Annotated in this window: 25 protein-coding genes and 1 tRNA gene; 18 read left to right on the forward strand and 8 right to left on the reverse strand. The window is 72.2% G+C overall.

Features of this window, described 5'->3' with window-relative positions:
- Nucleotides 1-11 precede the first annotated feature (11 nt).
- On the reverse strand, nt 12-536 hold the full coding sequence (locus tag ACYQZ5_RS09525) for a CinA family protein (RefSeq protein ID WP_379731692.1): 525 nt from the start codon (nt 534-536) through the stop codon (nt 12-14).
- A gap of 72 nt (nt 537-608) precedes the next feature.
- Nucleotides 609-1,742 carry a tubulin/FtsZ family protein gene (locus ACYQZ5_RS09530; RefSeq protein WP_459845969.1) on the reverse strand — a complete coding sequence of 378 codons (1,134 nt, stop codon included), beginning with the start codon at nt 1,740-1,742 and terminating at the stop codon, nt 609-611.
- Between the two features lie 84 nt (nt 1,743-1,826).
- On the opposite strand from ACYQZ5_RS09530, the gene ACYQZ5_RS09535 reads away from it, so the two are divergent.
- The 10 genes from ACYQZ5_RS09535 (at nt 1,827) to ACYQZ5_RS09580 (ending at nt 12,582) form a co-directional block, all read left to right on the forward strand.
- Nucleotides 1,827-2,297 (forward strand): DUF7310 family coiled-coil domain-containing protein, encoded by a 471-nt coding sequence (locus tag ACYQZ5_RS09535; RefSeq protein ID WP_379818875.1) that lies wholly within the window; start codon nt 1,827-1,829, stop codon nt 2,295-2,297.
- A complete protein-coding gene (locus ACYQZ5_RS09540; protein ID WP_459845972.1) occupies nt 2,294-2,713 on the forward strand; it encodes a DUF7311 family protein in 420 nt (139 codons plus the stop codon). The genes ACYQZ5_RS09535 and ACYQZ5_RS09540 overlap by 4 nt, the downstream gene beginning before the upstream one ends.
- A gap of 62 nt (nt 2,714-2,775) precedes the next feature.
- Entirely contained in the window at nt 2,776-4,710 is a 1,935-nt protein-coding gene (locus ACYQZ5_RS09545) for an ATPase, T2SS/T4P/T4SS family (RefSeq protein ID WP_459845975.1), read from the forward strand.
- Nucleotides 4,704-6,449 carry a type II secretion system protein gene (locus tag ACYQZ5_RS09550; RefSeq protein ID WP_459845977.1) on the forward strand — a complete coding sequence of 582 codons (1,746 nt, stop codon included), beginning with the start codon at nt 4,704-4,706 and terminating at the stop codon, nt 6,447-6,449. The genes ACYQZ5_RS09545 and ACYQZ5_RS09550 overlap by 7 nt, the downstream gene beginning before the upstream one ends.
- Before the next feature lie 39 nt (nt 6,450-6,488).
- Entirely contained in the window at nt 6,489-6,953 is a 465-nt protein-coding gene (locus tag ACYQZ5_RS09555; protein ID WP_459845979.1) for a DUF7283 family protein, read from the forward strand.
- Nucleotides 6,922-7,329: a DUF7285 family protein gene (locus tag ACYQZ5_RS09560; RefSeq protein WP_459845981.1), complete on the forward strand. Its 408-nt coding sequence runs from the start codon at nt 6,922-6,924 to the stop codon at nt 7,327-7,329. Before ACYQZ5_RS09555 ends, ACYQZ5_RS09560 begins: the two co-directional genes overlap by 32 nt.
- On the forward strand, nt 7,326-8,171 hold the full coding sequence (locus ACYQZ5_RS09565; protein WP_459845983.1) for a DUF7284 family protein: 846 nt from the start codon (nt 7,326-7,328) through the stop codon (nt 8,169-8,171). The genes ACYQZ5_RS09560 and ACYQZ5_RS09565 overlap by 4 nt, the downstream gene beginning before the upstream one ends.
- Nucleotides 8,168-11,242 carry a DUF7286 family protein gene (locus tag ACYQZ5_RS09570; RefSeq protein ID WP_459845985.1) on the forward strand — a complete coding sequence of 1,025 codons (3,075 nt, stop codon included), beginning with the start codon at nt 8,168-8,170 and terminating at the stop codon, nt 11,240-11,242. Before ACYQZ5_RS09565 ends, ACYQZ5_RS09570 begins: the two co-directional genes overlap by 4 nt.
- A 36-nt stretch (nt 11,243-11,278) precedes the next feature.
- Complete coding sequence (locus ACYQZ5_RS09575; RefSeq protein ID WP_379732290.1) at nt 11,279-11,704, forward strand: DUF5791 family protein; 426 nt, start codon at nt 11,279-11,281, stop codon at nt 11,702-11,704.
- A complete protein-coding gene (locus ACYQZ5_RS09580) occupies nt 11,704-12,582 on the forward strand; it encodes an NAD-dependent epimerase/dehydratase family protein (protein ID WP_379732289.1) in 879 nt (292 codons plus the stop codon). The genes ACYQZ5_RS09575 and ACYQZ5_RS09580 overlap by 1 nt, the downstream gene beginning before the upstream one ends.
- On the opposite strand, the gene ACYQZ5_RS09585 is transcribed toward ACYQZ5_RS09580, so the two are convergent.
- The gene (locus tag ACYQZ5_RS09585; protein ID WP_379732288.1) at nt 12,579-13,595 is read right to left on the reverse strand and encodes a DUF7115 domain-containing protein; all 1,017 of its coding nucleotides are present in this window, start codon (nt 13,593-13,595) and stop codon (nt 12,579-12,581) included. The genes ACYQZ5_RS09580 and ACYQZ5_RS09585 overlap by 4 nt on opposite strands.
- 97 nt (nt 13,596-13,692) lie before the next feature.
- On the opposite strand from ACYQZ5_RS09585, the gene ACYQZ5_RS09590 reads away from it, so the two are divergent.
- Nucleotides 13,693-13,842: transfer RNA gene (locus tag ACYQZ5_RS09590), tRNA-Met, on the forward strand.
- 82 nt (nt 13,843-13,924) lie between these two features.
- A complete protein-coding gene (locus ACYQZ5_RS09595) occupies nt 13,925-14,716 on the forward strand; it encodes an HpcH/HpaI aldolase family protein (RefSeq protein WP_459845988.1) in 792 nt (263 codons plus the stop codon).
- Nucleotides 14,717-14,805: 89 nt separating this feature from the next.
- Here the strand turns inward: ACYQZ5_RS09595 and ACYQZ5_RS09600 are convergent, their stop codons facing one another.
- The gene (locus ACYQZ5_RS09600; RefSeq protein WP_379733123.1) at nt 14,806-15,105 is read right to left on the reverse strand and encodes a DUF5827 family protein; all 300 of its coding nucleotides are present in this window, start codon (nt 15,103-15,105) and stop codon (nt 14,806-14,808) included.
- A gap of 201 nt (nt 15,106-15,306) precedes the next feature.
- Nucleotides 15,307-15,909 (reverse strand): superoxide dismutase [Mn], encoded by a 603-nt coding sequence (gene sod / locus ACYQZ5_RS09605; RefSeq protein ID WP_379818748.1) that lies wholly within the window; start codon nt 15,907-15,909, stop codon nt 15,307-15,309.
- A 143-nt stretch (nt 15,910-16,052) separates the two neighbouring features.
- Between sod and ACYQZ5_RS09610 the strand changes: the two genes are divergently transcribed.
- The gene (locus tag ACYQZ5_RS09610) at nt 16,053-17,240 is read left to right on the forward strand and encodes an MFS transporter (protein WP_459845990.1); all 1,188 of its coding nucleotides are present in this window, start codon (nt 16,053-16,055) and stop codon (nt 17,238-17,240) included.
- Here ACYQZ5_RS09610 and ACYQZ5_RS09615 read toward each other — a convergent pair.
- Nucleotides 17,237-17,854, reverse strand: coding sequence for a DJ-1/PfpI family protein (locus tag ACYQZ5_RS09615; protein ID WP_459845992.1), 618 nt, complete (start codon nt 17,852-17,854; stop codon nt 17,237-17,239). The two genes, ACYQZ5_RS09610 and ACYQZ5_RS09615, sit on opposite strands and share 4 nt — an antisense overlap.
- An 85-nt stretch (nt 17,855-17,939) precedes the next feature.
- Between ACYQZ5_RS09615 and ACYQZ5_RS09620 the strand changes: the two genes are divergently transcribed.
- The 4 genes from ACYQZ5_RS09620 (at nt 17,940) to ACYQZ5_RS09635 (ending at nt 20,206) form a co-directional block, all read left to right on the forward strand.
- The gene (locus tag ACYQZ5_RS09620) at nt 17,940-18,083 is read left to right on the forward strand and encodes a hypothetical protein (RefSeq protein ID WP_154018489.1); all 144 of its coding nucleotides are present in this window, start codon (nt 17,940-17,942) and stop codon (nt 18,081-18,083) included.
- A gap of 128 nt (nt 18,084-18,211) precedes the next feature.
- Nucleotides 18,212-18,709, forward strand: a complete 498-nt coding sequence (locus ACYQZ5_RS09625; protein WP_459845995.1) for a hypothetical protein — start codon at nt 18,212-18,214, stop codon at nt 18,707-18,709.
- 43 nt (nt 18,710-18,752) lie between these two features.
- Nucleotides 18,753-19,688, forward strand: coding sequence for an RsmB/NOP family class I SAM-dependent RNA methyltransferase (locus ACYQZ5_RS09630; protein WP_379818370.1), 936 nt, complete (start codon nt 18,753-18,755; stop codon nt 19,686-19,688).
- The gene (locus ACYQZ5_RS09635; protein ID WP_379732310.1) at nt 19,688-20,206 is read left to right on the forward strand and encodes a DUF7122 family protein; all 519 of its coding nucleotides are present in this window, start codon (nt 19,688-19,690) and stop codon (nt 20,204-20,206) included. Before ACYQZ5_RS09630 ends, ACYQZ5_RS09635 begins: the two co-directional genes overlap by 1 nt.
- Before the next feature lie 3 nt (nt 20,207-20,209).
- Here ACYQZ5_RS09635 and ACYQZ5_RS09640 read toward each other — a convergent pair whose 3' ends face one another.
- Nucleotides 20,210-21,754 carry a DUF790 family protein gene (locus ACYQZ5_RS09640; protein ID WP_459845998.1) on the reverse strand — a complete coding sequence of 515 codons (1,545 nt, stop codon included), beginning with the start codon at nt 21,752-21,754 and terminating at the stop codon, nt 20,210-20,212.
- A gap of 253 nt (nt 21,755-22,007) precedes the next feature.
- On the opposite strand from ACYQZ5_RS09640, the gene ACYQZ5_RS09645 reads away from it, so the two are divergent.
- Complete coding sequence (locus tag ACYQZ5_RS09645; RefSeq protein WP_379731497.1) at nt 22,008-22,418, forward strand: hypothetical protein; 411 nt, start codon at nt 22,008-22,010, stop codon at nt 22,416-22,418.
- Here ACYQZ5_RS09645 and ACYQZ5_RS09650 read toward each other — a convergent pair.
- Nucleotides 22,415-23,776, reverse strand: coding sequence for a DEAD/DEAH box helicase family protein (locus ACYQZ5_RS09650; protein ID WP_379731498.1), 1,362 nt, complete (start codon nt 23,774-23,776; stop codon nt 22,415-22,417). The two genes, ACYQZ5_RS09645 and ACYQZ5_RS09650, sit on opposite strands and share 4 nt — an antisense overlap.
- Between the last annotated feature and the right edge of the window lie 46 nt (nt 23,777-23,822).

A 23,822-nucleotide genomic window follows, 5' to 3' on the forward strand; every position in this document is an offset into this window, starting at 1 on the left:
GCGACCAACTGTTAGGGTTCCGACAGGTCCCCCGCGTCTTCCAGCAGCAGCGCCAGCGCCTCCCGCGCGATCTGCTCTTTGATCTCGGTCCGATCGCCGTCGAACACGTGCCGGGAGACCTCCGTGTAGGAGCCGCCGGTGCCCCAGTCGGCGGCGTACGAGCGGCCGATGAACACCGTCCCGACGGGCTTCTCCTCGCTGCCGCCCTCGGGGCCGGCGATCCCGGTGGTCGAAAGTCCGAACGTCGTCCCCGCGGTGTCACGAACCCCGGCGGCCATCTGCTCGGCGACGGGCGCCGAGACGGCGCCGTGGTCGTCGAGGCTCTCCCGGGAGACGGCCAGCTCTTGGAGTTTGGCGTCGTAGGAGTAGGTCACGACCGACCGGTCGAAGTAGTCCGAGGAGCCGGGCACGTCGGTCAGGAGCGACCCGATCAGCCCGCCCGTGCAGGACTCGGCGACGGCGACCGTCGCGTCGGTCTCCCGGAGGGCGTCGCCGATGCGTTCCTCGACCGGCGGGTCGGCAGCGTACTCGCGCATGCCCGACGCTGGGGGCGCCGGGAGGAAATAGGCGGCGGGGGTCGGGAAGGAGGATCGGCGGCGCGGCGGCGGTCAGAGCAGGTCGTCGAGCTCGTCGTTCTGGAACGTCTCGGCGGCGTCGCGCTTGCGCTGGCCCTCGGTTCGGTCGTGGGACTCGGCCTGCGCGTCGGCCGCGCGATCCATGAACTCCTGGATCCGATCGGAGCGCTCGACGCCGCTCAACAGGACGAGCGACGAGATCCGGTCGCTGTCGAGCGGGAAGTCGCCGCCGCGGACCTCCATGCTGCCGGTCTCCTCCTCCACCCACGAGCGGGCGCGTTCGACGCCCTTCCGGGAGAGCGAGTCGGGGCGGCCGGCGACGACCAGCAGCGCGGCGTCGGCCTCGCTCGCCCCCGGCAGGCTGGTGCCGCTGAGCAGCGCCTTCCGGGTCGTGCTGGTGACGACGTTGACGTTCTCGTCGGGCTCCTCGCTGGCCTCGGACTCGGCGTAGCCCACTGCCGCGAGCCCGCCCGAGCGGAGGGTGTTGATCACCTCGCTGGTATCGACGACGCTCTGGGCCACGTCGCGGTCGATCCCGCCGCCGCCCAGCCCGAGCGAGCGGTCCTCGACGGGCTCGCCCGCGGCGAGCAGGAGGCCGATCCGGCGGGCGATGCTCTCGTTGATCGCCGCCATCCCTTCGGCGACGCTGTCGCCCGTCTCCCGCCAGGCGTCGTTGTCGATCAGGATCGTCGCGTCGGCCTCGCGGGCGAGCGTCTTGAGCGACCGGCCCGCGTTGGCCTGGTAGAGCGACCCCTCGTCGCGGCCCGGGAGGATGCCGATGGCGTAGACGGGGGTGTCGTACACGCGGCTCAGCTCCTTCGCGAGGACGGGTGCGCCGCCGGAGCCGGTGCCGCCGCCGAGCCCGGCGATCACGAAGATCGCCTCGGTGTCGGAGCCGATCTTGCCGCTCAGCTCGCTCATCACCTCCTCGGCGTCGTTCGCCATCACCTCCGCGCCGAGCTCGTTGTCGCCGCCGACGCCGTGGCCCTTCACCACGTCCTGCCCGATCAACACCGTGTCCAGCGGGAGGCCCTGGAGGTCGGCTTTCGCGCTGTTGACGGCGAGGGCGTCCCGGACCGCGCGGAACCCCATCTCGTCGTCGAACTCGGCCAGCGCCGTCGCCACCTTCCCGCCCGCCTGACCGACGCCAACGAGGACCGTCTTCATGGGTACCCGTTCGCTCCGATCCGCCTTAAGGTTCCCCGCCGGCCGACCCCGGCCCTTATCACCGATCGGGCGACCACCCCGCCCATGCCCGACAGCGACGCGGAACTGGAACGGCGGCTCGCGGCCGTCGAACGCGCGGTCGACGGGGAACGGCGTGGCCCGGCGGTAAGCGACGCCGACGCCGCGGCGCTCGAGTCACGGATCGAGACGCTCGAGTCCAGAGTCGACGAGCTCGACGCGGCGGTACAGTCGGTCAGAGGGTTCCTCGGCGGCGTCTCCGCGGTGAACGAGTCGGTCGAGCGGCGCGCCGACACCGCCGTCGCCGCGGTCGAACGGCTGGAGCGACGCCTCGACGAACGGGACGATGCCCCCGACGGCCGGGGAGATGGCGCGGAGCCAACGGGGGTACCAGCGACGGTCGCCGAGGGGAGCATAGACGAGAACGACAGTGCAGAGAAGACCGATACCGAGGGCACGAGCGACGCCGAAAACGGGAGTGACACCGACGAATCGGCCGAGTCAGGACTGTGCGAGCGGCTCCGGGAGCTTCGGTGATCCGGGCACTGCTCGCGGTCTCGCTCGCGGCCGCGCTGCTCGCTGCCTCGCTTCCGGCGGTCGAGTCCGCGGCGGCCGACCGGACGGCGGCAGAACTCGATCGCGACGTGGACCGACTGGACCGGGCAGCGGAATCGCTGCTCGCCGCCGACGACCCCGGGGCGCGGCGGATCGTCACAGTCACACTCCCGGCGGACTCGCTGGTGGCGGTCGGTGTGGAGACGTTCGTCGTTGACTGCGACCCCGCGTGCGCGGTCCGGTACAGCCTCCAGAACGGCGCGACTCGAACGCGGCGGCTCCCGCTCCCGCTCGCGACGCCGGACGGTCCCGTTCGGTTCGGGCGGCCCGGGAACCACCGGCTACGGCTCGGCCTCGCTCACGGCGACGACGGGCGGGTCGTTACGGTTCGCGGCTGACCGCAGAGCGCCTCGGGAACACCTTCCGAGAGTTCAAGTACGAGAGCGGGGCCAGCCGCGCTATGTCACTGCTTCCGTGGCAGGCCGACGACGACGGGGCGTGTGCCTGCCGGCCGGCGTTCGTCAAGCCCGCCGGGACCGGCGTCGAGGATCGCGTCGAACTCAGGATCGACGCCGACGACTGTCCCGGCGACGGCGACCTCGCGACCGAGCCGGCGTGTCGAGCGACCGCCGTCGACGCGCTCGCCGACCGGGACGCCGACGCCGTTCGGGTCCGCTCGGCGGGGTACGAACGGTGGTACACCGACGGCGCCGTCGGACTGCTCCACGCCGCCGGCCGGTTCGCGGCGCTGGCCGAGCACCACGACGCCGAGATCGCCGCGACCGCGCGGACCGCCCCGCTGCGGGCTGCCCGCGACGCGACCGGTCGCGCCGGCCCGATCGGTCGTCTCGCGGCGGAAACCGGACTCGCAGCGGGCGCGGAGCGTGCCGCCGACCACGAGGAAGCACTTCGCTCCCACGGCGGGCCCGCGATCTCCCGATCCCGGATCGACCACCGGCCGCCGGCCGACGCCCGACTGCGCGGGAGCGTCGAACTCTCGACGGGGGCGACGGCCCGCCGATACGGGCTGGGCCCGGCGGCCGAATCGGACGCGCTCTACCACCTCACGCCCGCGTCGGCGTCGTTCGACGCACGGGCGTTCGAACTGCTCGGCGCGGCGGCGGAGCGACTGGCCGAACGCGACGGCGGTGGTGACCTCGCCCCGGCCCGTGCGGTTCGGGCGGTGGCCGACACCGACGACCCAGTCGCCGAGCTATCGGCGACGCTCCGGAAGCACACCCGCGGCAACGGCGTGCTCGCGGACCTCTTCGCGGACGACCGCGTCTCGGACGTCTACGTCACCGCGCCCGCGGCGGAGACGCCGATCCGGGTCGTCGTCGACGGCGAGACGATGCCCACGAACGTCCGGCTCACGCCCGAGGGCGTCGGGACGCTCGCGTCCCGCGTCCGTCGGAGTAGCGGGCGCGCGTTCTCGCGGGCGTCGCCGCAGGTGGACGCGACGCTCCCCGTCGGCCCGCCCGACGACCGCGAGCAGGTCCGGGTCGCCGGCGTCACCCGACCGCTCTCGCCCGGGCCCGCGTTCGCCGTGCGGCGGCACGACGCCGAGCCATGGACGCTTCCCCGCCTCGTCGCCGTCGGCTCCCTGACGCCGCGGGCGGCGGCGCTGCTCTCGCTGGCCGTCGAACGCGGCGGGACCGGGCTGGTCGCCGGCGCCCGCGGTGCGGGGAAGACGACGACGCTCGGCGCGCTGCTGTGGGCGCTCCCCCGCTCCACGCGGACCGTACTGATCGAGGACACCCCCGAACTCCCGGCCGCGGCACTCCGTGCCGCGGGGCGTGACGTGCAGTCGCTCCGGGTCGCCCGCGGCGACGACGACTCCGCCGAGACGAGTCCCGAATCGGCGCTCCGGACCGCACTCCGACTCGGTGAAGGAGCGCTGATCGTCGGCGAGGTCCGGGGCGAGGAAGCGAGCACGCTGTACGAGGCGATGCGCGTCGGCGCGGCCTCGGGGACGGTGCTCGGTACGGTCCACGGTGACTGCGCCGACGCGGTCCGAACGAGAATGACCGAGGACCTGGGCGTGAGCGAGTCCGCGTTCGCCGCGACGGGGTTCGTGCTCACCGTCGCCGACACGGAACGCGGCCGGCGCGCGGTCGCGATCGAGGAGGTCGAGTCCGTCGCCGGCGGGACCGAGCTCCGGCCGCTGTTCGCACTTGATGACGGTGATCTCGAACCGACCGGCCGCCTCGACCGCGGCGAGAGCAGCCTGTTGGCGGATCTTGCGGCCCCGGGTGAGGGGTACGGCGAGACGCTGACGGCGCTGAACGCGCGGGCCGACCACCTGCGGTCGCTCGCCGCCGACGGCGTGACGCGCCCCGCGGCCATCCGTGCGGAGGAGGACGATCGTCCCGACGCGAGTGAGGAACCGTGGTAGCTCGGTCGTCGGACCGACGGGAGCAGTTCGTTCGGCTCGTCGAGCGAGTCGGGTCGTCGTGGCCACGAACCCCCGCCGTCGACGGGACGTTACGTGACGCCTGTGACCGGCTCGACTGGCCGCTGGCGCCGCAGTTGGTTGCCACGAGCGAGGCGGTCGGGAGCGGTATCGTGATCGTGGGTACGCTCACCACCGTCGTGGCCGGCACGGTCGCGCTGCTCCCGCTCGCGGTCGTCCTCGGCGCGGGACTCCCGCTCGCCGCGCGAAACGCCCCGATCGCCGTCGCGGCGCTGTCCCGTACCCGTGCGGTCGGCGACGCGCCGGCGCTGTTCGGCCGGCTGACGCTCCGACTCCGGGTCGAGCCGAGCCTGGAACGGGCGGTCGCGTTCGCCGGGCGGTCCGGCGACGGCGACCTCGCCGCCTCGTTGCGCGAGCACGCCCGGGATGCCCGCGGAACGCCCGGATCGGGGTTGGCGTCGTTCGCCGCGTTCTGGGGGGAGACGGCACCGGAGATCGAGCGCGCCGCGGCACTGGTCGCCGACGCCGCCGACGCTCCCGCGGACGCACGTGAACGCGGCTGTGAGCGGGCGCTCTCGGCCGTCCGCTCGGGCGTCGAGGAACGCGCCGCGTCGTTCGCGGGCGAGATACGGGCGCCGCTGACCGGGCTGTACGCGTTCGGCGTGTTGCTCCCGCTCGCGCTCGTCGGCGTGCTCCCCGCGGCACGGCTCGCGGGCGTGAACGTCGGCCTTGAGACGCTGGCGGTGCTCTACGACCTACTCCTCCCGGCGGGGCTGCTCGTCGCGAGCGGCTGGCTGCTCGCCAGGCGGCCGATCTCGTTCCCCCCGACCGAAGTCGACAGCGATCACCCCGCCGTGCCCGACCGCCGACGGAGTGCCGCCGCACTCGGCGGGCTCGTGGCCGCCGTCGCGGGCGCGGGCTGTCTGTTCGTGCTGCCGTGGGCCGCCTCCGTCGTCGCCGTGGGCGCCGGATCGGGCGCCGCGTTGCTGTGGCTGTTCGCCCCCGCACGGGAGCTTCGCCAGGAGGTCCGGGAGGTCGAGTCAGGACTGCCGGACGCGCTCACGCTGGTCGGCCGACGGGTCGCCGACGGGACGGCCGCCGAACGGGCGCTCGAAGAGACTGCAGCGGAGCTACACGGCGACACCGGCGACCTGCTCGCCGACGCCGCGGAACGGGGAGAACAGTTGGGAATCCCGACTGAGGAGGCGTTCTTCGGACGGTTCGGCGCGCTCCGGGACGTCCCGAGCCCGCGGAGCCGCGACGCCGGCCGACTGTTCGCTCTCGCGGCGACGGAAGGGGCGCCGGCGGGGGACGCGCTCGTCGCCACGGGCGACCACCTCCGCGAACTCCGTCGCGTCGAGCGCGAAGCGCGCCGGGAGCTGGCGACGATCACCGGCACGCTCTCGAACACGGCGGCGCTGTTCGGCCCGCTGGTCGGGGGCGTCTCCGTCGCGATGGTCGGGCGGATCCCCGCGGACGCTGGTGCGGGCGGAACGCTCGGTGGCGGTGGCGCCTCGTCGGCAGCCGCGCTCGCCCCGGCGTCGATCGGTCCCGTCGTCGGCGTCTACGTGCTCCTGCTCGCCGCGATCCTGACGGGGCTCGCGACCGCGCTGGATCGGGGGATCGACCGGTCGCTGCTCGGCTACCGGATCGGGCTCGCGCTCCCGACCGCGACGGCGGCCTACGTCGCGGCAGTCGTCGCCGCAGGGGCGGTGCTCTGAGCCGAGAGTTCAAGTACGAAACCGGGACCACTCCGGCCCATGATCGGACCTCCCCTCGACTCCGCGGCGTTGCACGCCGGTCTCGTGGTGGCCGCGGCGGCGTTTCTCGCGGTCGCCGGAACGCTCCCCGCTCGCCCCGCGCCCGACGCGGCGGGCGTCGCGGACACCGTCGACGCGGTCGCGGCCGGTGACGCCCCGGCGAGCGCGACACACGAGCACGACGCCGACGCCGTCCGGCTCCGCCCCCACGGGATCGCGATGCGGAACGACGCCGGAACCGCACGGGCGACGTTCGCGTTCGGTCCCGTCGTGCCGGTCCGCGGGGGGCGGCTCCGACGCGTGCTCGTCGGGGCGCTGCCCCGGGCAGTATTCGCTGATCGCGACGCGTTTCGTGACGCGGTCGAAACTGCACGGGAACGCGAGTCCGAGTGGGTCGCGTCGGACGAGATCGCCGTCAGGGAGGTGAGCTGGGATGACTACCGCGTCACGCTCATCGGCGCCTGACCGCGGGCAGGCGTCGCCGACGGCGACACTCGTCGCCGTGGCGGCGGTCGGGATCGGGCTGTCGCTGTACGCGACGGTGTTCGCCGGCGTCGCGCCGACGGCGGACCGCGAGGTCGCGGAGCCGACGCTCTCTCGGGTCCACGACGCCGTCGCGCCGGCCGGTGTCGCGTCGGCCGACCGGCTCGACGTGGCCGTCGACGAGGGACCGACGGGCTGGACACTCAGGATCGAACTCCGTGCCGGGTCCCGACACTGGACGGCCGGCGACGCTCCCGCGCCCATCGAGGGGAGCCAGTCGGCGGGGCGACGAGTCCCGGTGCGGATCGCGCCCGGTCGGGTGGAATCCGGCTGGCTTCGGGTGGTGGTGTACCGATGAGCGCCACCGCACTCGACGCCTGCCTCTGTCTGCTGCTGGTCAGTGCGGCCGCGGTCACGGTGGTCAGCACGCCGACACCGACGGCCGACGAAGACCGTGCCGACGCCGTCGCCGAGACGCTGGCTGCGGCGACCGCGGACGTGCCGTACACGCTGCAGCCGGCACCGGACGAGGGCGGGGACGCCGACACGAACCCGGAGTACGAGCGTGTCGCTCACGGGACGCTCGTCTCGCTGCTGGCCGACGCGGCGGTCCGGACCGTCCGTGTCGACGGTGAGCCGCTCACCGGCACCAACGAGGGGTTCGCGACCGCCGTTCGGGCGACCGTCGCCGAACGGCTGCCACACCGGACACGGGTCGTCGTCCGCTGGCGGCCGTACCCCGGCGCCCACTTGGGTCGGACGTTCACCGTCGGTCCGGAGCCGCCGGTCGACGCCGACGTGAACGCGGCGACGGTTCGCGCACCGAGCGGCGTCGATCCGCCCGCGAACGCGTCGGTCGCGGCGAGCGAGGGCGGGTTCACACGTCTCGGCCGCGCCGTCGCGGCGTCGCTGGTCGCCGGACTGCTCCCGCCCGAGACGGGCCGGCTGGCGCTCGCCGATGATCCGCCGCTCGACGCGCTCGTTCGGCACCGCTACCGACGCGTGAGCCGTCGATACGGCGTCGAGACAGCGGAAGCGATCGAGCGAGGGGACACCCACGCGGCGAACAGTCGGATCGCAGCCGCGATAGCCGACCGCGTCGCGAGTGACCTCCGGCGGCGCGGTGGGCGGCCGGCCGACGCTGCGGCGTCGCTCCAACTGGACACCGTCGAGATTTCCGTCCGGACGTGGTCGCCGTGAGCCTCGCCGACGACGACCGCGCCCGGATCCCGTTCGCGCTCGTCGGCGTCCTGCTGCTGCTCGGCGCCTCCGTGTACGCGACGGGAATCGCGGATCGGGCACAGCCTTCGGTCGAGCGACCCGCAGCGGCCGCGATGGACGGCGTGACCCGGGACGCACGGCCCGCACTCCGAATGGCGGTCCGGGACGCCGCACGCGAGTCCGCCGAAGCGCCGGTCACGGCCCCAGCCGACACGGCTGCGGGTAGAGCGTTGAACGACTCCCGACCGTTCGTCGACGCGCTCAGACTTCGGATCGCCGTCGCGGCCCGCCAGTCGATATCGGAGTTGGATCGCGAGCGCGGCGGCGTCAGGGCGACCGTCGAGCTTCCCCCGATCGATGAATCGACCAACTCTCTCCGGCGTGCGAAGTCGGGCGTCGAAGTCACGTCAGTCGACGGCGGGGCGGCGATGCGTGTGACGATCCGGAACCTCACAATCCGGGCCCGGGAAGGCGATCGAACGGTCGCCCAGCGGCGCCGGAACGTCACGCTCACCGTCGAGACGCCAGTGCTGGCGCTCCACCGGCGGGCCAGCGCCTACGAGTGGCGGCTGAACCGCGGCGCGCTCGACGGTCCCGGGCTGGCTCGCGGGCTGACGACCCGCCTGACCGCGGTGACCATGGCGCGCGGCTACGGTCGCTACGCCGGCGCACCGATCCGGAACGTGCTCGGGAACCGCCACGTCGAGCTCTCGACTAACGGTGCGCTGCTCGCCCAGCAGCGCGCCGCGTTCGGCCGCCACGACCCCGCCGGCGCACGCGCGGTGGACGTAGCGACGCTGAAGGTGGGGGTTCTCGACGTGCTCGGGGGGCGCCACGGCGACGCCGCGGCCGTGACGAAGGCGTTCGTGAACCCCAACGCCGTCGACGGCGCCACGAGCGAGCCGGCGTCGGACGAGTTCACCCCACGCCGACCGGACGCCCCGCCGATCAACGCGTCCCCGGACGCTGCTGCCGACCGTGCGTACCTCGGGTCGATCGACGGCGCGTCGACGGCCGAGAGCTACCGCGTTCGCGGCGAGCTACGGGTCGCGGTCCGCAGTCGAGCGAGCGAGTCGAGACCCGAACCGCGACTGCGCGACTGGACGCTCGTCGACGAGGACACGAGCGAGCGAACGGCCGTCACGACCGTCGAGGACACGTCGACCGAGTCCGACGCCGTCGTCGATATGGTGTTGGACGTGACGACCCGCCACACTGTCGAGCGACGCTGGCGCCGGAACGGGACCGTTCGAACGACCAGCGCCGAGTGGACCGAACACGCCCGGGTCGTAGTACGCGTGATCGCGGCGTACGATCCCGCCGACGGCGCGCCCGATCGGCCGACTGAGCCGCTGTTCGAACCCGGCGGCGCGTTCGGCGGCCCGAACCTCGATGGCGCACGCGAACGGGCGGCCGAGGCGGTTCTCGACGCCAACGGCGGCGCCGACGCCGTGGCCGAACGAGTCGTGACGGGGGAAGGAGGAGGAGACGCCCTCGTTCGGAGCCGGACCGTCACCGCGACGCGGCCGGCGGGGCTCGACGCGTGGATCGCCGCCGACCTGCGGGAGCTCCGCCGCGAAGTCGCGAACGTCTCGGTGTCGATCCCGCGGACTGCGGTCGCCAGCGGCGGCGCGAACGCCCCCGGTCGGCTGGCGGCGGCGATTCGGGAGCGCCGGGGCGCGCTGCTCGACGCGCCGGCGACGTACGACGGCGTCGCCGACCGGGCGCGAGTCGCCGCCCGCGCGGCGTACCTCGACCGCGTGCTCGCGGATCTGGACGCACGCGCCGCCGACACGCAGGAGCGGAACGTCGACTACCGGGACGAGTTCGGGGACCGGGCGACCGCGGGGCTCTCGAAGCTGATCGAACTCGGGCGCGGCGGGACGGGAGAACGGCCGACCGACGCCTACACCGAGCCGGGGAAGTCGGACGACGATATCGTGATCACGCCCGACGCCTCCCCGGGGTATCTCACCCTCCAGTCGGTCGACCACGGACAGGTGCCCAGCGTGCCGACCGGGGAGTCCGCCCACCCCTTGACCGCGCGGACGACGAACTGGATCGCGCTCCCGTACGGTAACGCCGCGTCCGGCATCGTCGACACGCTGCTGGGCGGCGGCAGCCGGCAGGTCAGCCTCGATGCCGCTGCCGGGACGCTGATCGCGGCGAACCGGACCGTGGCGGCGACCTCTCCCGAGAACCGGAGCGACGAGTCGGCGGTGCTCGCCGCGAACCGCGACGAACTGGCTGCCGCCGTCGGGGAGTCGGTCGAGGAAGCGGAGCGGGCAGTCTGTGACGCCGCGACGAACGGTACCGGAGTCGGCCGGTCGACGTGCCGAGCCGCCGTCGTCGACGCTCGCGATCGGTGGCCGACCATCGGGCACCGAGGGCAGGCGATGGCTAACGGCAGTTACGTACCGGCGTTCGCTGCCGCGCTGGCGACCCGCGGCGTCGACGGGGCGACGGCCGACGAGGTGGGCGTCCGAGTTCGGGTCCGGCTCCGCGAACTGAGCGCCGAGCGGGCGGTCGGCGTCCCCGCGGCGACGACCAACCGCACCGCGTCGATGGTCCAGCAGGCGGCCCGCGAAACCGCCCAGAGACAGGTGAGCGGGGCGCTGGAGAACGCCAGCGCGAAAGCGACCCGGAAGCTGACCGGCGCCTCCCGGCTGCCGGCCGGGATGCCCGTCGCGCCGCCGCCGTACAGCTGGATCGCGACGGTGAACGGCTGGAGCGTCACCGTTCACGGGGAGTACCAGCGCTTCGCCCTCCGGGCGCAGGGGGTCGCCCCCGACGGCGGCGGTGGGACGATCCGGTACGTCAGGGACGGGAGCGTGGCTACCCTCGACGTTGACGGGGACGGCAGTGCGGAACGGCTCGGGCGGGGGAAGCGCGTCGACTTCGAGGCGTCGACCACCGTCGTCGCCGTCGTGCCGCCGGGGATGCCCGGCGTCGGCGACGTGGACGGCAACCGGGACGAGCGGTCGCCCGGGTGGCCCTGCCCGGGCGTCGACGGGGACGAGTCGTGTGAGGCGGCCGACGACCCGGAGTAACAACGGTTTTGCCCCGCGGGCGCCGACCGCCGGGTAATGCTGTACGACGCAGTCGAGGCCGACGACGAGGCGTCGCCGGCGGCGTTTCGCACCGCCTACTTCGAGGAGCTCGCGGGGGTCGTCGCCGAACTGGGGGTCGACACTGTCGTGGGGGGGACCGGCCTCGACCGGGCGACCGTCGAAGCGATCGGCGAGGGCGAACGGCCCGAACTCACCCTCGAGGAAGCCTCGGAGATACTGGCACTGACGGAGGGCGCCCCCGACGCCGAGGACATCGCGTGGGAGGCGCGCGACCACGTCCTGATGGGGATGACCACCGCGGTCGTCGACGTGGACACCGTCGCCCGGGAGACCGACATCGGGCTCGACGGGAAGGAGATCCAGCAGGCCATCGAGGGGCGGCTCCCGACCACGCTCAAACAGTTCGCCGCGATCCAGGCGTACATCGACGCCCGACGCTGATGCACGTTCTCGTCCTCGGCTGTGGCTACGTCGGTCGCGAACTCGGCCGACAGCTACTCGACGCTGGCCACGACGTGACCGGAGTCGTCCGATCGGAGACGAGCGCCGAGGCCGTCGCGGCCGACGGGATCGAACCCGTCCGGGCGGATCTCACCGACCCGGGTGCCGTCTCTACGCTTCCCGACGCCGACGCGCTCGTGTTCGCGGCCTCGGCCGGACGAGGGAGCGTCGCCGAGGCACGGTCGCTCTACGTCGACGGCCTCCGGGCGATCGTCTCCGAGTTCGAGGGGCGCGAGTTCCCCCCGGATCGGCTGCTTCTGACCTCCACGACCGGGGTGTACGGCGACCACAGCGGCGACTGGGTCGACGAGTCGACACCGATCGACCCGGAACGGCCGAAGGCGGCCGTGATCGCCGAGGCGGAAGGGATCGTCCACCGGAGCGGTATCGACGGCACCGTCGCGCGGTTCGCCGGGCTGTACGGCCCCGGCCGCTACCGGATCGACGCCTACCTCGACTCGGTCACGGCGGGCTGGCGGAACTCGGTCCACCGCGACGACGCCGCGGGTGCGCTGGCGTGGTTCCTGACCGAGGACGTGGCCCGCGAGGAGACGGTGCTCGTGAACGACGGCACGCCCGTGGACCGGTGGGTGTTCGCCGACTGGCTGGCCGACCGGTGTGACGCGCCGGAGCCGGAGAAACTGACCGTCGAGGAACGGCTGGAGGGGCTGTCGGAATCGGCGTCCCTGCGGGTCGCGAGTCAGAAGCGCTGTCGGAACGACCGGCTGCTCGAACTGGGGTACGAGCTTCGGTACCCATCGGTGTACGAGGGGTACGAGCCGGCGATCGACGCCTACCGGCGCGGCGAGGAACCTTAGCGGCCCTGCCGGAGCTCCTCGATCAGCTGTTCGATCAGGTCGTTCTGCCGTTCGAGCTCGGCCTGCTGGTTTTCGACGGCGTCACGGAGGTCGTCGATCTCGGCCGCGAGGTCGGCAGTGTCGGGGGTTCCGTCTGCGGTGGAACCGTGATCGGCGTCAGTGGAGTCGTCGGCCGGTTCGTCGTCGGTCGCCTCCTCGACCTGTCGGATGAGCTGGTCCCGGGTGTCGTCCTCGGAGTCGGACGCGGCGTCGGATTCGGACTGCTCGTCCGGTTCGGTGTCCGTCGCGATGGACTCCTCCTCGCCGAACAGTTCGGGACCTTCGCCGAACGGCGAGTCCTCGCCGGCCTCGCTGTCGGCGTCGTCGACCTCCTCGTCGGCGTGCTCCGCCCGGAGTTCGTCGAGGTCACGAACGTCGTGGTAGGAGAGCAGCGCGTCGGTGATCGCCGCCTCGACCGCGCGGGCGTCCTCGTTCGGCGCCTTGAACCGCTCCTGCCGGCCGTCGTGGGTGAGGACGACGCTGGTGGCGACGTTCCCGGGCTCGAACGCCAGATCGGTGACGTTCTCGAAGGGGTACTCCTCGTACTCCTCGTCCCAGAGGGCCTGCCCGATGTGTTTGACGACGCGCTCGTCGGTGACGATCAGGGTGAGCTCCGAGAACCGGAACGTGCGCTTGACGGTCTCGCCGGGGTCGGTGATCCCGTTGGCGTCGAGCACGCCCGCGAGCACCGGGTGGAGCACCTCGTCGATCTTCGCCTTCGGCAGCGAGAGCGTCTCCTCGCCGTCGAGCCCGTAGTCGAGCGTGAGCTTCGCCTTCCGGCGGCTCGTGGTGAGGGTGACGCGCTCGGCGTCGTGGGGGAACTCCTCGACGGTCTCGTCGGAGAGCAGCCCCTCCGCGCGGTAGACGAGCGTTCGTGTCGGCGTGACCAACAGTCGATCCTCGCCGCCGAGGTCGACCTCCGCGACCGGCTCCTCGCCGTCGAGGTGGTCCGTGACGGTCTCCGGCAGGGTCATAGATAGCCGTTCACGCCCGTGGGCATAAATCCGCGCCGGTCGATCCGCCGACAGAGATGGGAGGGCTTAAGTTCGACATCCAACTACGGAGGAGTGCGGCCGGGTGGCTTAGCTGGACATAGCGCCGCACTCATAGGGTATCGAGATTCGGTGCGGTACGCCTAGGAAACATCCGCAGCCCACGGGGCCCGCCGAGCCTCGAACCTGGGTCATGCGGAGATCGCGGGTTCGGAGCCCGCCCCGGCCATTCTCGCGGTTCACGAGACGACGAGCGGAGCAGCCGTCCGGAGCCCCGGCGATTTTTTGCCCGTCGGGCGCGCCGAATCTGTATGCCCAACGACGTGCGTACCGACGGGATGGAGCTCCGGAACCGCCTCGCGGCCGGCGAGTCGCCGGTCGGGAGCTGGGTGTCGCTCGGCTCGCCGGCCGCCGCGGAGGTCGTCGGCGGCCTCGAGTTCGACTTCGTCGTCGTCGACACCGAACACACGCCGCTGTCGGTCGAGAGCGCCGGCGAACTCGTCCGTGCGGTCGACGCCGCGGGCGACACAGACACGGTGATCCGGGTGCCGGAGAACGACGCCACGCAGGTCAAGCGCGCGCTGGATCTCGGCGCGGCGGGCGTGATGGCGCCGAAGATCGAGAGCGCCGCCGCGGCCGAGTCGCTGGTCGCCGCCGCCCGATACCCGCCGGAGGGCGACCGCGGCGTCGCCGGCAGCCGAGCGAACGGCTACGGCGCCCACACCGAGGCGTACTTCGAGTCGGCCAACGACGCCGTCGCGGTGCTGCCCCAGATCGAGACCCCCGCGGGCGTCGAGCACGCCGAGGCGATCGCCCGCGTCGACGGCGTGGACACGCTGTTCGTCGGCCCCGCCGACCTCTCGGCGAACCTCGGCTGCTTCGGCGAGTACGACGACCCCGAGTTCCGCGAGGCGTTCGACCGCGTGCTCGCGGCCGGCGAGGCCGCGGGCGTCCCCGTGGGCACGCTCGCGACCGGCCCCGACCAGATCGAGACGTGGCACGACCGCGGCATCGACTACCTAATCGCCGGTACCGACATCGGCTACCTCCGGCGTGGCGCACGCTCGGCGAGGGAGCGGTACGAGTCGCTGTTCGGCGAGTAGTCGAACGGGGAGGGGTCGGTCGTCAGCGGCCTGCTCCTACCGACGCCAAATACCCGGCCCACGCTCGCTACGCGGCAGGGTAGAAGCTGTTACTCCGAGTCGGAGTTTCCGGCCACATCGTCGGGCTGTCGCAGGCCGTAGTAGCCGGGCGCGTCCTCCGCGGGCGGATCGGCGACGACGAGGTCGTCGGCGTTGTTCATCACCCACGGGATCGCCCAGTCGAGCAGCACCGACTCGGTCCCCTCGTCGATCTCCGCGTCGGGGTCAAGCCCCTGCAGCAGGCGGGCGATCTCGTAGATGGTGTACATCTGGTCCTCGACGAGAAGCTCCTCGGGCGTGTAGAAATCACACGGGTGGAGCGCGTCGAAGCTCTCCTTGGCGCGTGGCATACGCCCGTATTCGGCAGGGACGGCGTAAACGCTACCGATCCGGGCCGCCATCGACGCAGCGGGCGCTCCCGGGCGAGCGTCGAAAGAAAGCGGAACGGCGACGCGTTCTGCGTCGTGTTCTACACAGTGGCGTACACAGCCACGGCATCGCGCTCCGAGCAGCAGTCCGACGACTGCTGCCGGTCGCTCGCCGTGACTGGCTTACTCGAACAGCTCGACTGCCTGCTCGTAGCGGGCAGACGGCTCCTCCCAGTCGACGACCTCAAAGAACGCGTCGATGAAGTCCCCACGCGCAGGACCGTAGTCGTAGTAGTAGGAGTGCTCCCAGACGTCGAGCGCGAGGATGGGGTGGCTGCCCCAGAGGGCGCCCTGGTCGTGCTTGTCGACGACGACGTTACGGAGCTGGTTGCTGTAAGAGTCGTAGACGAGCAGGGCCCAGCCGCCGGCGGCGCCGGCAGCGGCCTCGAACTCGCCCTTCCACGCCTCGTAGGAGCCGAAGTCCTCCTCGATACGGTCCGCGAGCGCCCCGGTCGGCTCGTCGCCGCCCTCGGGGCTCATCGACTGCCAGAACAGGTCGTGGAGAATGTGGCCCGACCCGTTGTGGGTCACGTTGCCGATGGCGCCCGGCGAAGAGCCGAACTCACCGTTCTCGCGGTTCTCTTCGAGCGTCTCCTCGGCGCTGTTCCAGCCGTTGACGTAGCCCTGATGGTGCGTGTCGTGATGCCACGTCAGCACCTGCTCGGAGATGTGGGGTTCAAGCGCGTCGTACTCGTACGGAAGCGGCGGCAGTTCGTAATCAGTCATCGGTGAATCACCCACTCGTTGTTGGGTTGCGGTTCATGTTAAAACTTGAGGAGACGTATGGTAGCGGGCCACACACTGCGATCGGCGCTTCGACGTTCTCCGGAACGGGTACACACTTCCGTCGGTGTGCCACAGTGGGGGGTATGAGCTGGCGCGGGGTGTCGCTGGTCTCGGCGTGGCAGTTCACCGCCAGCCTCTGTTTCTACACCGTGTTCGCCGCTACTGCGTTCGTCCGCGAGGGGTTCGGCGTCTCCCTCGGCGTCACGGGGCTGACCGTGACCGCGGTGATGCTCGGGTACACAGCCCTGCTGTTCGCCACCGGCGCGGCGACCGACGCGTTCGGGGAGCGGCCGCTGCTCGTCTACGGCCTGCTCGCGCTGGCGGCGGGGATGGCGTTCGTCGCCGTCGCGCCGTCGTTCCCGGTGCTGCTGGCGGCGCTGCTGTTCGTCGGCTTCGCGTACGCGACGGCGATGCCCGCGACCAACCGCGCGGCGATCCACGTGGCGCCGCCGGGCCGGGAGGCGCTGGCGATGAACGTCAAGCAGGTGGGCGTCACCGCCGGCAGCGCCGTCTCGGCGATACTGCTCACGCGGCTCGCGACCAGCGACGCCGCCGCCGTGCTGGGGATCGTCCGGTTCGACTGGCAGGCGGCGTTCCTCGCGGGCGCCGCGCTGGCCGTCGCCGTCGCGGCCGTCACCGCACTCCGCTACGAGGGGAAGCCGGCGGGCGGGGCGCTGTCGATGCCCGACGTGCGTTCGCTGCTCGACGAACGCGCGTACCGCGGGCTGCTCGTCTCCGGCTTCTTCCTCGGGGCGGCGGTGTTCACCACCACCAGCTACGTCGTCCCCCATGTCACCGACACCGTCGCGGCTACCGCCGGCGTCGCGGGTGCGGTGCTGGCGACGGCGCAGGTGACGGGGAGCCTGGGCCGCCTCGCGGGCGGCGAACTCGCCGACCGCATCCCCGGGCGCCCGACCCGCGGCCCCGCGCTGGTGCTCGCCGGGCAGGCCGCGCTCTCGACGGCGGGCTTTCTCGGGGTCGTCCTCGCCCGCGGCGAGGCGGCGACGTGGGCCGCGTTCGGCTTCCTCGGCGTGTTCATGCTCGGCTTCCCGGGCGTCTACTACGCGGTGATGACCGCGATGGTCGACGACGCGGAGGTCGGCGCCGCCACCGCCGGCGGCCAGACCGCGCTCAACGCCGGCGGCCTGCTCGCGCCGCCGCTGTTCGGCACCGTCGCGGAGACGATCGGCTACGACGTTGGCTGGGCCGGGCTCGCCGCTCTCACGGCCGCCGCGGCCGTCGTCGTCTGGGTCGGCGTCGTCCGGGGTTAGTTCGCGACCAACACGTCGCCGGTCCGCTCGTACTCCAGCGTCGTCGCCACGCTCGCGGCGATCTCGGCGCCGAACTCCCGTTCGACCAGATACAACGCGAGGTCGATCCCGCTCGTCACGCCGCCGGCGGTCACGACCCGCCCGGTGTCGACCACGCGGGCGTCGGCGACCTCGACGCCGGCGTCGCGGAGGTCTTCGACCGCGGACTGGTGGGTAACCGCCGGGCCGTCACCCAAGAGGCCGGCGCGCTCGAGCAGCATCGCGCCCGTACAGACCGAGGCGATCGTCGTCCCGCCCGTGTGGTGGTCGAGGATCTCCGCCGGGAGGTCGCCGGCGTCGTACTCGCGGCGAACGCCGCCCTCGCCCGCGGACCACCCGCCGCCGGGAATCACGAGCAGGTCCGGAGCGTCGTCCTCCTCGGGGTCGGCGAGGGTGCCGTCGACGCCGACATCGAGGCCGTGGCTCGCGACCACGCGCTCGCGTGGCTCGTGGGTGACCAGCGAGACGGTGCAGTCCGCGCCCGCACGGGCGGCGTTCTGGAACACCTCGAACGGGCCGACCGCGTCGAGTTCGTCGAAGCCGTCGTACAGCAGCACGTCGATACGCGTCGTCATGTGGCGGTATGGGCGCCCGGAGCGCAAAAGCGTCCCGGGGTTCCGGGAAGGAAACGGTTAATCCGGGGCAGTCGGGAGCCGAACTATGACCAACTGTCCGTCCTGCGAACGGGAAGTGCGGAAGCTCGAACGCGCGTTCATCGACGCCGACTGGGGTGAGCCGGTGGTCTGGCAGTGTCCCCACTGCGAGACCATCTTGGGGACGACGGATACCGCGACCCACGGGTGAAACAGGCCACGGCCCGCGGTCGGCGGCGGCCGGCGGGCCGCTGTCGGTGACGAGACGCCGTGGGTGTGCCCGCGTCGACGGCCGCGAGCGACAGAAAGCCTATGCCGGCCAGCACGCATGTTCCGGCCGTGTCCCCGAAACGGTATCTCGGTCTCGCACGCGCCGCCCTCCTGCTCGTCGGCGCCGGAGTGTTCTGTTACGGCCTCTACGTCGGTGCGACGATCCCCGAACCACCGCCGAACAGCGACGGGGTTCCGACGGGGTTCGCGGTGATCTTCGTGCTGCTCGCCCAGTCCGTCGGCGCCGCCCTCGCCCACGTCGGCTACGCCTTGCCCGCGGGAAGCGGGCGGTTCCGGTTCGGCCCGCTCGCGGATCGGGCCGCAGTCGTCCGTGCCGGGGCGGCGACCGTCGTGTTCGTCGCTGCGCTCGGTCTGCTGACTGCGCTCGGCTGGGTACTGCCGGAGTCGCTCCCGCGGGCCGTCTCCGGCACGTACGCCTTCTCGTGGCTCGGCGCCGCCGTCGGGAGCCTCACGGGCGTCGTGCTCACCGCCGTGCTCGCGGTCGGTACCGGGCTATGGCGGCTCGTTCAGGACGAACCGATACTCGGCCGTGGCGCCGACGGTTAGCCCGCTCCGAAACCGACAAGCGCCGCGGCCGCCGACCGCCGGTATGAACCCACTCGATCGCTACGAGCGCCTCGTCGACGACGCCGAGGCGTTCCGCGCCGCCTGCGACCGACCCCTCCCCTCGGTGGTCCGGGTCAACGGGATCGCCGCCACCCCCGAACGCGCCCGCGAAGCGCTCGACGAGGAAGGAGTCACGTACGAGATGGTCGACTGGAGCGACCGCCTGCTCCGACTGCCCGACGGCTCCCCCGGCACGACGTGGCCGTACGTCCACGGCTGGCTCCACGGGCAGGAGGAGGTGTCCGCGCTGCCCGCGCTCGCGCTCGACCCCGATCCGGGCGACCGCGTCTGGGACGCCTGCGCGGCGCCGGGGAGCAAGACCTGCCACCTCGCGGACCTGATGGACGACTCCGGCGTCCTGATCGGCAACGACAACAACCTCGGCCGGCTCTCGGCGCTCCGGCACAACGCCGAGCGACTCGGCGTGAGTAATCTGGTCGTGACGAACGACGACGCCCGGAACTTCTCGCTCGACTCGCTGGGGATCGACGCGCTGGACGGCGCGGTCGCGGACGTGCCCTGCTCGTGTGAGGGCACCTGCCGGAAGAACCCCGACGTGCTGGAGAAGTGGTCGCTGGGCCACGTCGAGAGCCTCGTCGGGATCCAGAAAGGGATCCTGCGGCGGGCGATCGAACTCACTCGCCCGGGCGGCGAGGTGGTGTACTCGACCTGTACGTTCGCGCCCGAGGAGAACGAGGCCGTCGTCGACCACGCGATCGAGACCACCGACGCCGAGATGGTCGAGTGGGACGCGCCGCTGGAAACGTCGCCCGGCGTCACCGAGTGGGAGGACCAGCAGTTCGACGACTCGCTCCGGAAGGCCCACCGCGTCTACCCCCACCAGAACGACACGGGCGGGTTCTTCGTCGCGAAACTCCGGGTCGGCGGTGGAGATGCGGGCGAGGAGGTGAGCGCCTAATGGGCGAGAACGACGGCCAGCGGTTCGATCGACTGCCCGCGACGCCCGCGGACCGCGAGGTCGAGGGACGAGCCTCGCGCGAGGAAGTGGTCGACTGGTGGCAGGAGCGCTTCGGCGTCGATCCCGAGACGTTCGACGGCGTGACGTTCTGGGAGAAGGGTTCGGGGAAGATCTGGGCGTTCAGCGCCGAGCTCCCCTCCCCCGTCGAAGCGGAGGGGCTGGGGATCACCGTACTCCGGACCCGACAGGAGCACTGGAAGCCGACGACGACCGGCGTGCGTCGGTTCGGTCGCGACGCGACGCGGAACGTGATCGAACTCGGCCCGGGCGAGGCGGCGGCGTTCGCCGCCGGCCACGACCAGCAGCTCGAGCGCTGGGACGGCGACTGGGGCTACCTGATCGCGGCCCACGAGCTCGCCGGCGAACTCGAACCCATCGGCGTCGGCCTCTACCTCCACGGCGAGCTTCGCTCGCGGGTGCCGAAGGGGTATCAGGAGGAGATGACGACGCTCGACTGAGCGCTACCCCGCCGACTCGCCGTCTTTCTCCCGCACCGTCCCGCCGCCGAGTCCCTCCCACTCGACGCGGTAGCCGAGCGCCGAGAGCGCGGCCGAGGCGTCGGTGAGGCCGTGCTCCGCCAGCACCGCCTCCGCCGCGGAGAGATCCATCCCGGCCTCGATCGCCTCGGCCGCCGAATCGAGCACTGAGGGGCGAACGAGCGTCCGCCCGACGAGGCGGTGCTCGGGGAACGATTTGTCTTCGACCGCGTCGACGCTCACGCCGTACTCGGCGGCCAGTTCTTCGAGGCCGACGGCGTCCGCGTCCGGCACTATCTCCTCGGGCAGCCCCGCGGCGGCGTCGGCCACCAGATCGGCCTCGAACTCTCGGAGGGCGTCGAGAACGTCCTTCACGCGGACCGACCCCGAGTAGGGGATCGCGCGGTGGTCGCGGGCCTCGATCGCCTCGCTCGCGGCCAGCGACTCGTCGACGGCGACGAGCAGCGCCACGTCCTCGACGCTCTCCAGCTGAGAGAGCTTCTTCTCGACGTACTCGGGGGTCCAGAACCCCATAATCTCGAAGTAGACGCGGAAGCGGTCGGCGACCGATTTCGACTCGGCGCCGGCGGGCGCGTAGTCGAACGCGAAGTCCGGGATCATCACGCGATTTCCGGTCTCCAGCAGTTCGGGCTCGCGCACGAGGCTCCAGTCGGTGTCGAGGCTCTCGAAGGCGGCCGCGAACTCCGCCTCGACCGAGGAGTCGTACGTCGGCTCCGCGATCGGTTCGACGCCCGGCACGGACACGTCCTCGTCGGTCAGCGTCATCGTGCGCTCGCGGCCGCGGTCGTCGATCGTCGCCGAGAGCCGCCAGTCGTCGGTCGCCGCGACCGAGCGCAGCAGCCGGGCGAACGCGGTGCCGTAGCGCCGCGTCGCCCGGAACAGCGAGTCCGGCCCGGTCACCACCAACTCCCGCCCCTCGTCCGTCCGCCGAACCTCGTACATCAGGCCGAGTCGCTTCACCGCGCGCACCAGATCCGCCGGCTCCGAACTCCGCACCCGGACCTCGGTGGCGTCGAACAGCGCGGTCTGCGCGAGCGAGAGGTCGTACTGTTTCAGCAGCGTTTCGGGATCCCAGCGCGGCTCGAACGAGGTGAGGATCTGGTTCCCCTCCCGGTCGGCGTACAGCGATCGCTCGACGTCGTCGACCTCGACACCCAACCGCTCGGCCGCAGTCGCGAGTGCCTCCCCGCGCTCGGCATCGCTCGCGACGCCGACCGACTCCGCACTCTCGAACGTCACTCGGCGGGTCCGGCGCGGGGGCACCGGCGCGCGCGTCTCGAACGTCGCATCGCGCTCTAACAGCGCCGCCAGCCCCCGAACCAGCTTGAACGAGTCGGCCTCGCGCTCGGCCGCTTCGAGCGCGTCCCGGAGCCGGGACCGACGTTCGCCGACGTGGCCCTGAAACGTCCCCAGCAGGCTCGCCGCCAGCGCGCGGTCGCCCTCGTCGGTGAACTGGGGGTGGTAGCCGCCGGCGGCCCGCGACACCCGGAGGTGTTCCTTCCGCAGCACACGCGGCGTTGGCGCGGGGAGCCTAAAACGCCGCCGGAGCGGTCGCCCCGGAGTTCAAGTACGATAGCGCGACCAGAGCCGTCGTCGTCTGAACACGACCACGGAGCGGCCGAGGCGGGAGCGCGGAGCACCCTCCGTGGAGCGATCGCGCCGCCTGTTCACCATCGGGGCTGCGAGCCGCCAGTCAACGTTCGACCGAGACCGGAACTCACCACAGGGGAACGCTGATTGTCTCCCCCGAACAGTCACGACTGTGCAGCGACGCCAGTTCCTCCCGCTGGTCGCGGTCGGGCTTGCGGGCTGTGTGAGCGCCAGCGACGGCTCCGGCCCGCGGAACGCGCCGACGGAGGCCGAGGACGGTGAGCCGGTGGAGACCACGCGAGGGCTCAGTATCGTCGACGGGTCGCCGCGCGAGGGCGAGGATGGGGCGCTCGTGCTCGCGATCGGCGTCGAGAACACCGCCGACGGCACGCGAAGCGATACGCTCGTCGGACGGGCGACGGTCGAGACCGACGACTGGACCACCGAGTACGATGCCACCCGGGAGGTCTCGCTCGACGGTGGCGCCGCCGCCGAGGTCGAACTCGTCTTCGACGTGCGCTACGAGACGTGGGCGGGCGGCGGCGGGCTCTCCTACGGCTGGGCCGGGCAGTTCGAGGCCTAACGGCGACGATCGGCGACACGCTCCTCGGCGGTCTCCTCGCTGACGACCTCGTACAGCAGCGCCCGCGAATCGTCATCGGTCGGGCGGAGTATCCGGCCGAGTCGCTGGGTGAACTCGCGTTCGCTGCCCGAGCCGGCGAGCAACACGCCGACGTTGGCGTCCGGTACGTCGACGCCCTCGTCGAGCACGTTCGCCGTCACGACCCGGGAGTACTCCCCGGACCGGAAGCGATCCAGGATCTCCCGACGCTCGGCGGCACCCGTCTCGTTCGTGATCGCGGGGAGGAGGTACCGCTCGGAGAGCCGGTACACGAGGTCGGTGCTCGCGGTGAACACGATCACGCGGTCGTCCCGGTGGCGGTCCAACAACCGACCGAGTTCGTCGACCTTCCGGTCGGCCTCGCGGACGATCCGGCGGGCGCGCTGCTTGGCCAGCAGCGCCTCCCGCGCCTCGGGGTCGCGGCCGGAGCGCTTCACGAGCTCCTGATAGTCGCTCCCGCGTTGCATCGAGATGTTCGATCGCTTGAGGTAGTCGACGAACGTCCCCTGTGCTTCCTCGTAGGCCTCGCGCTCCTCGGGGGTGAGATCCACCTCGATCCGCCGAATCTCGTACTCGGCGAGGTGTTCGCCGGCGAGATCGTCGGCATCGAGCGTGTACACGCGGGGGCCGACGAGGTCGGCGATCGCCTCGTGGGCGCCGTCGGGGCGTTCGAACGTCGCGGTCAGGCCGAGCCGTGCGGGCGCCGCCAGCAGCCGGGCGATCTCGCGGTACCCCTCGCCACCGAGGTGATGAACCTCGTCGAAGACGACGAGCCCGAACTGCCCGCCCACGTTGTCGGCTTTCAGGTACGCCGAGTCGTACGTGGAGACGGTAATCGCTTCCCGGCGTTGCTCGCCGCCGCCGAACTGGCCGATCGCGGTGTCGAACTCCGCTTCGAGTTCGCGGCGCCACTGGTCGAGCAGGTCGACCGTCGGGACGACGATCAGCGTCGGGACGCCGAGCTCGGCCATCGCGGCGATCGCGAGCACCGTCTTGCCCGCGCCGGTCGGAAGCTCCACGATCCCGCGGTCGCCGGCGTCGTGCCACGCGTCGAGCGCCGCCTGCTGGTACTCCCGCAGTTGGTAGCGCGTCGAGAGCGAGAGCGGCTCCGTGTCGAGCACGCGGTCGCGGTAGTCGGCTCCTCGATCGTCGAGCGCGCCCCGGAGGTCGGCGTAGCGGTACGCCGGCGCGCGGTAGCCGCCGGTCCGCTCGTCGGCCTCGAGAAACGCGTACTCGTCGGCGATCTCGGCGAACGTCGAGCCAGCGTCGTCGCTCACGGCCCGAACAGTTCCGTCCTCGAATCGGAGCGTGAGCGTCACGGTCGGCGTTCGGCGCCGTGGCGCTTGTGGATTTCGGGGTCGCTCC

This window comes from Halolamina salina (assembly GCF_054653455.1).

Excerpts from the sequence above, each read along its gene's own strand:
- ACYQZ5_RS09530 (WP_459845969.1), bottom strand. The coding sequence starts at position 1,742 with ATGAAGACGGTCCTCGTTGGCGTCGGTCAGGCGGGCGGGAAGGTGGCG.
- ACYQZ5_RS09565 (WP_459845983.1), top strand. The coding sequence starts at position 7,326 with ATGAGCGCCACCGCACTCGACGCCTGCCTCTGTCTGCTGCTGGTCAGT.
- ACYQZ5_RS09600 (WP_379733123.1), bottom strand. The coding sequence starts at position 15,105 with ATGCCACGCGCCAAGGAGAGCTTCGACGCGCTCCACCCGTGTGATTTC.
- ACYQZ5_RS09635 (WP_379732310.1), top strand. The coding sequence starts at position 19,688 with ATGGGCGAGAACGACGGCCAGCGGTTCGATCGACTGCCCGCGACGCCC.
- ACYQZ5_RS09545 (WP_459845975.1), top strand. The coding sequence starts at position 2,776 with ATGTCACTGCTTCCGTGGCAGGCCGACGACGACGGGGCGTGTGCCTGC.
- ACYQZ5_RS09620 (WP_154018489.1), top strand. The coding sequence starts at position 17,940 with ATGACCAACTGTCCGTCCTGCGAACGGGAAGTGCGGAAGCTCGAACGC.
- ACYQZ5_RS09595 (WP_459845988.1), top strand. The coding sequence starts at position 13,925 with ATGCCCAACGACGTGCGTACCGACGGGATGGAGCTCCGGAACCGCCTC.
- ACYQZ5_RS09555 (WP_459845979.1), top strand. The coding sequence starts at position 6,489 with ATGATCGGACCTCCCCTCGACTCCGCGGCGTTGCACGCCGGTCTCGTG.
- ACYQZ5_RS09580 (WP_379732289.1), top strand. The coding sequence starts at position 11,704 with ATGCACGTTCTCGTCCTCGGCTGTGGCTACGTCGGTCGCGAACTCGGC.
- ACYQZ5_RS09535 (WP_379818875.1), top strand. The coding sequence starts at position 1,827 with ATGCCCGACAGCGACGCGGAACTGGAACGGCGGCTCGCGGCCGTCGAA.
- ACYQZ5_RS09525 (WP_379731692.1), bottom strand. The coding sequence starts at position 536 with ATGCGCGAGTACGCTGCCGACCCGCCGGTCGAGGAACGCATCGGCGAC.
- ACYQZ5_RS09585 (WP_379732288.1), bottom strand. The coding sequence starts at position 13,595 with ATGACCCTGCCGGAGACCGTCACGGACCACCTCGACGGCGAGGAGCCG.
- ACYQZ5_RS09610 (WP_459845990.1), top strand. The coding sequence starts at position 16,053 with ATGAGCTGGCGCGGGGTGTCGCTGGTCTCGGCGTGGCAGTTCACCGCC.
- ACYQZ5_RS09560 (WP_459845981.1), top strand. The coding sequence starts at position 6,922 with ATGACTACCGCGTCACGCTCATCGGCGCCTGACCGCGGGCAGGCGTCG.
- ACYQZ5_RS09575 (WP_379732290.1), top strand. The coding sequence starts at position 11,279 with ATGCTGTACGACGCAGTCGAGGCCGACGACGAGGCGTCGCCGGCGGCG.
- ACYQZ5_RS09615 (WP_459845992.1), bottom strand. The coding sequence starts at position 17,854 with ATGACGACGCGTATCGACGTGCTGCTGTACGACGGCTTCGACGAACTC.
- ACYQZ5_RS09630 (WP_379818370.1), top strand. The coding sequence starts at position 18,753 with ATGAACCCACTCGATCGCTACGAGCGCCTCGTCGACGACGCCGAGGCG.
- sod (WP_379818748.1), bottom strand. The coding sequence starts at position 15,909 with ATGACTGATTACGAACTGCCGCCGCTTCCGTACGAGTACGACGCGCTT.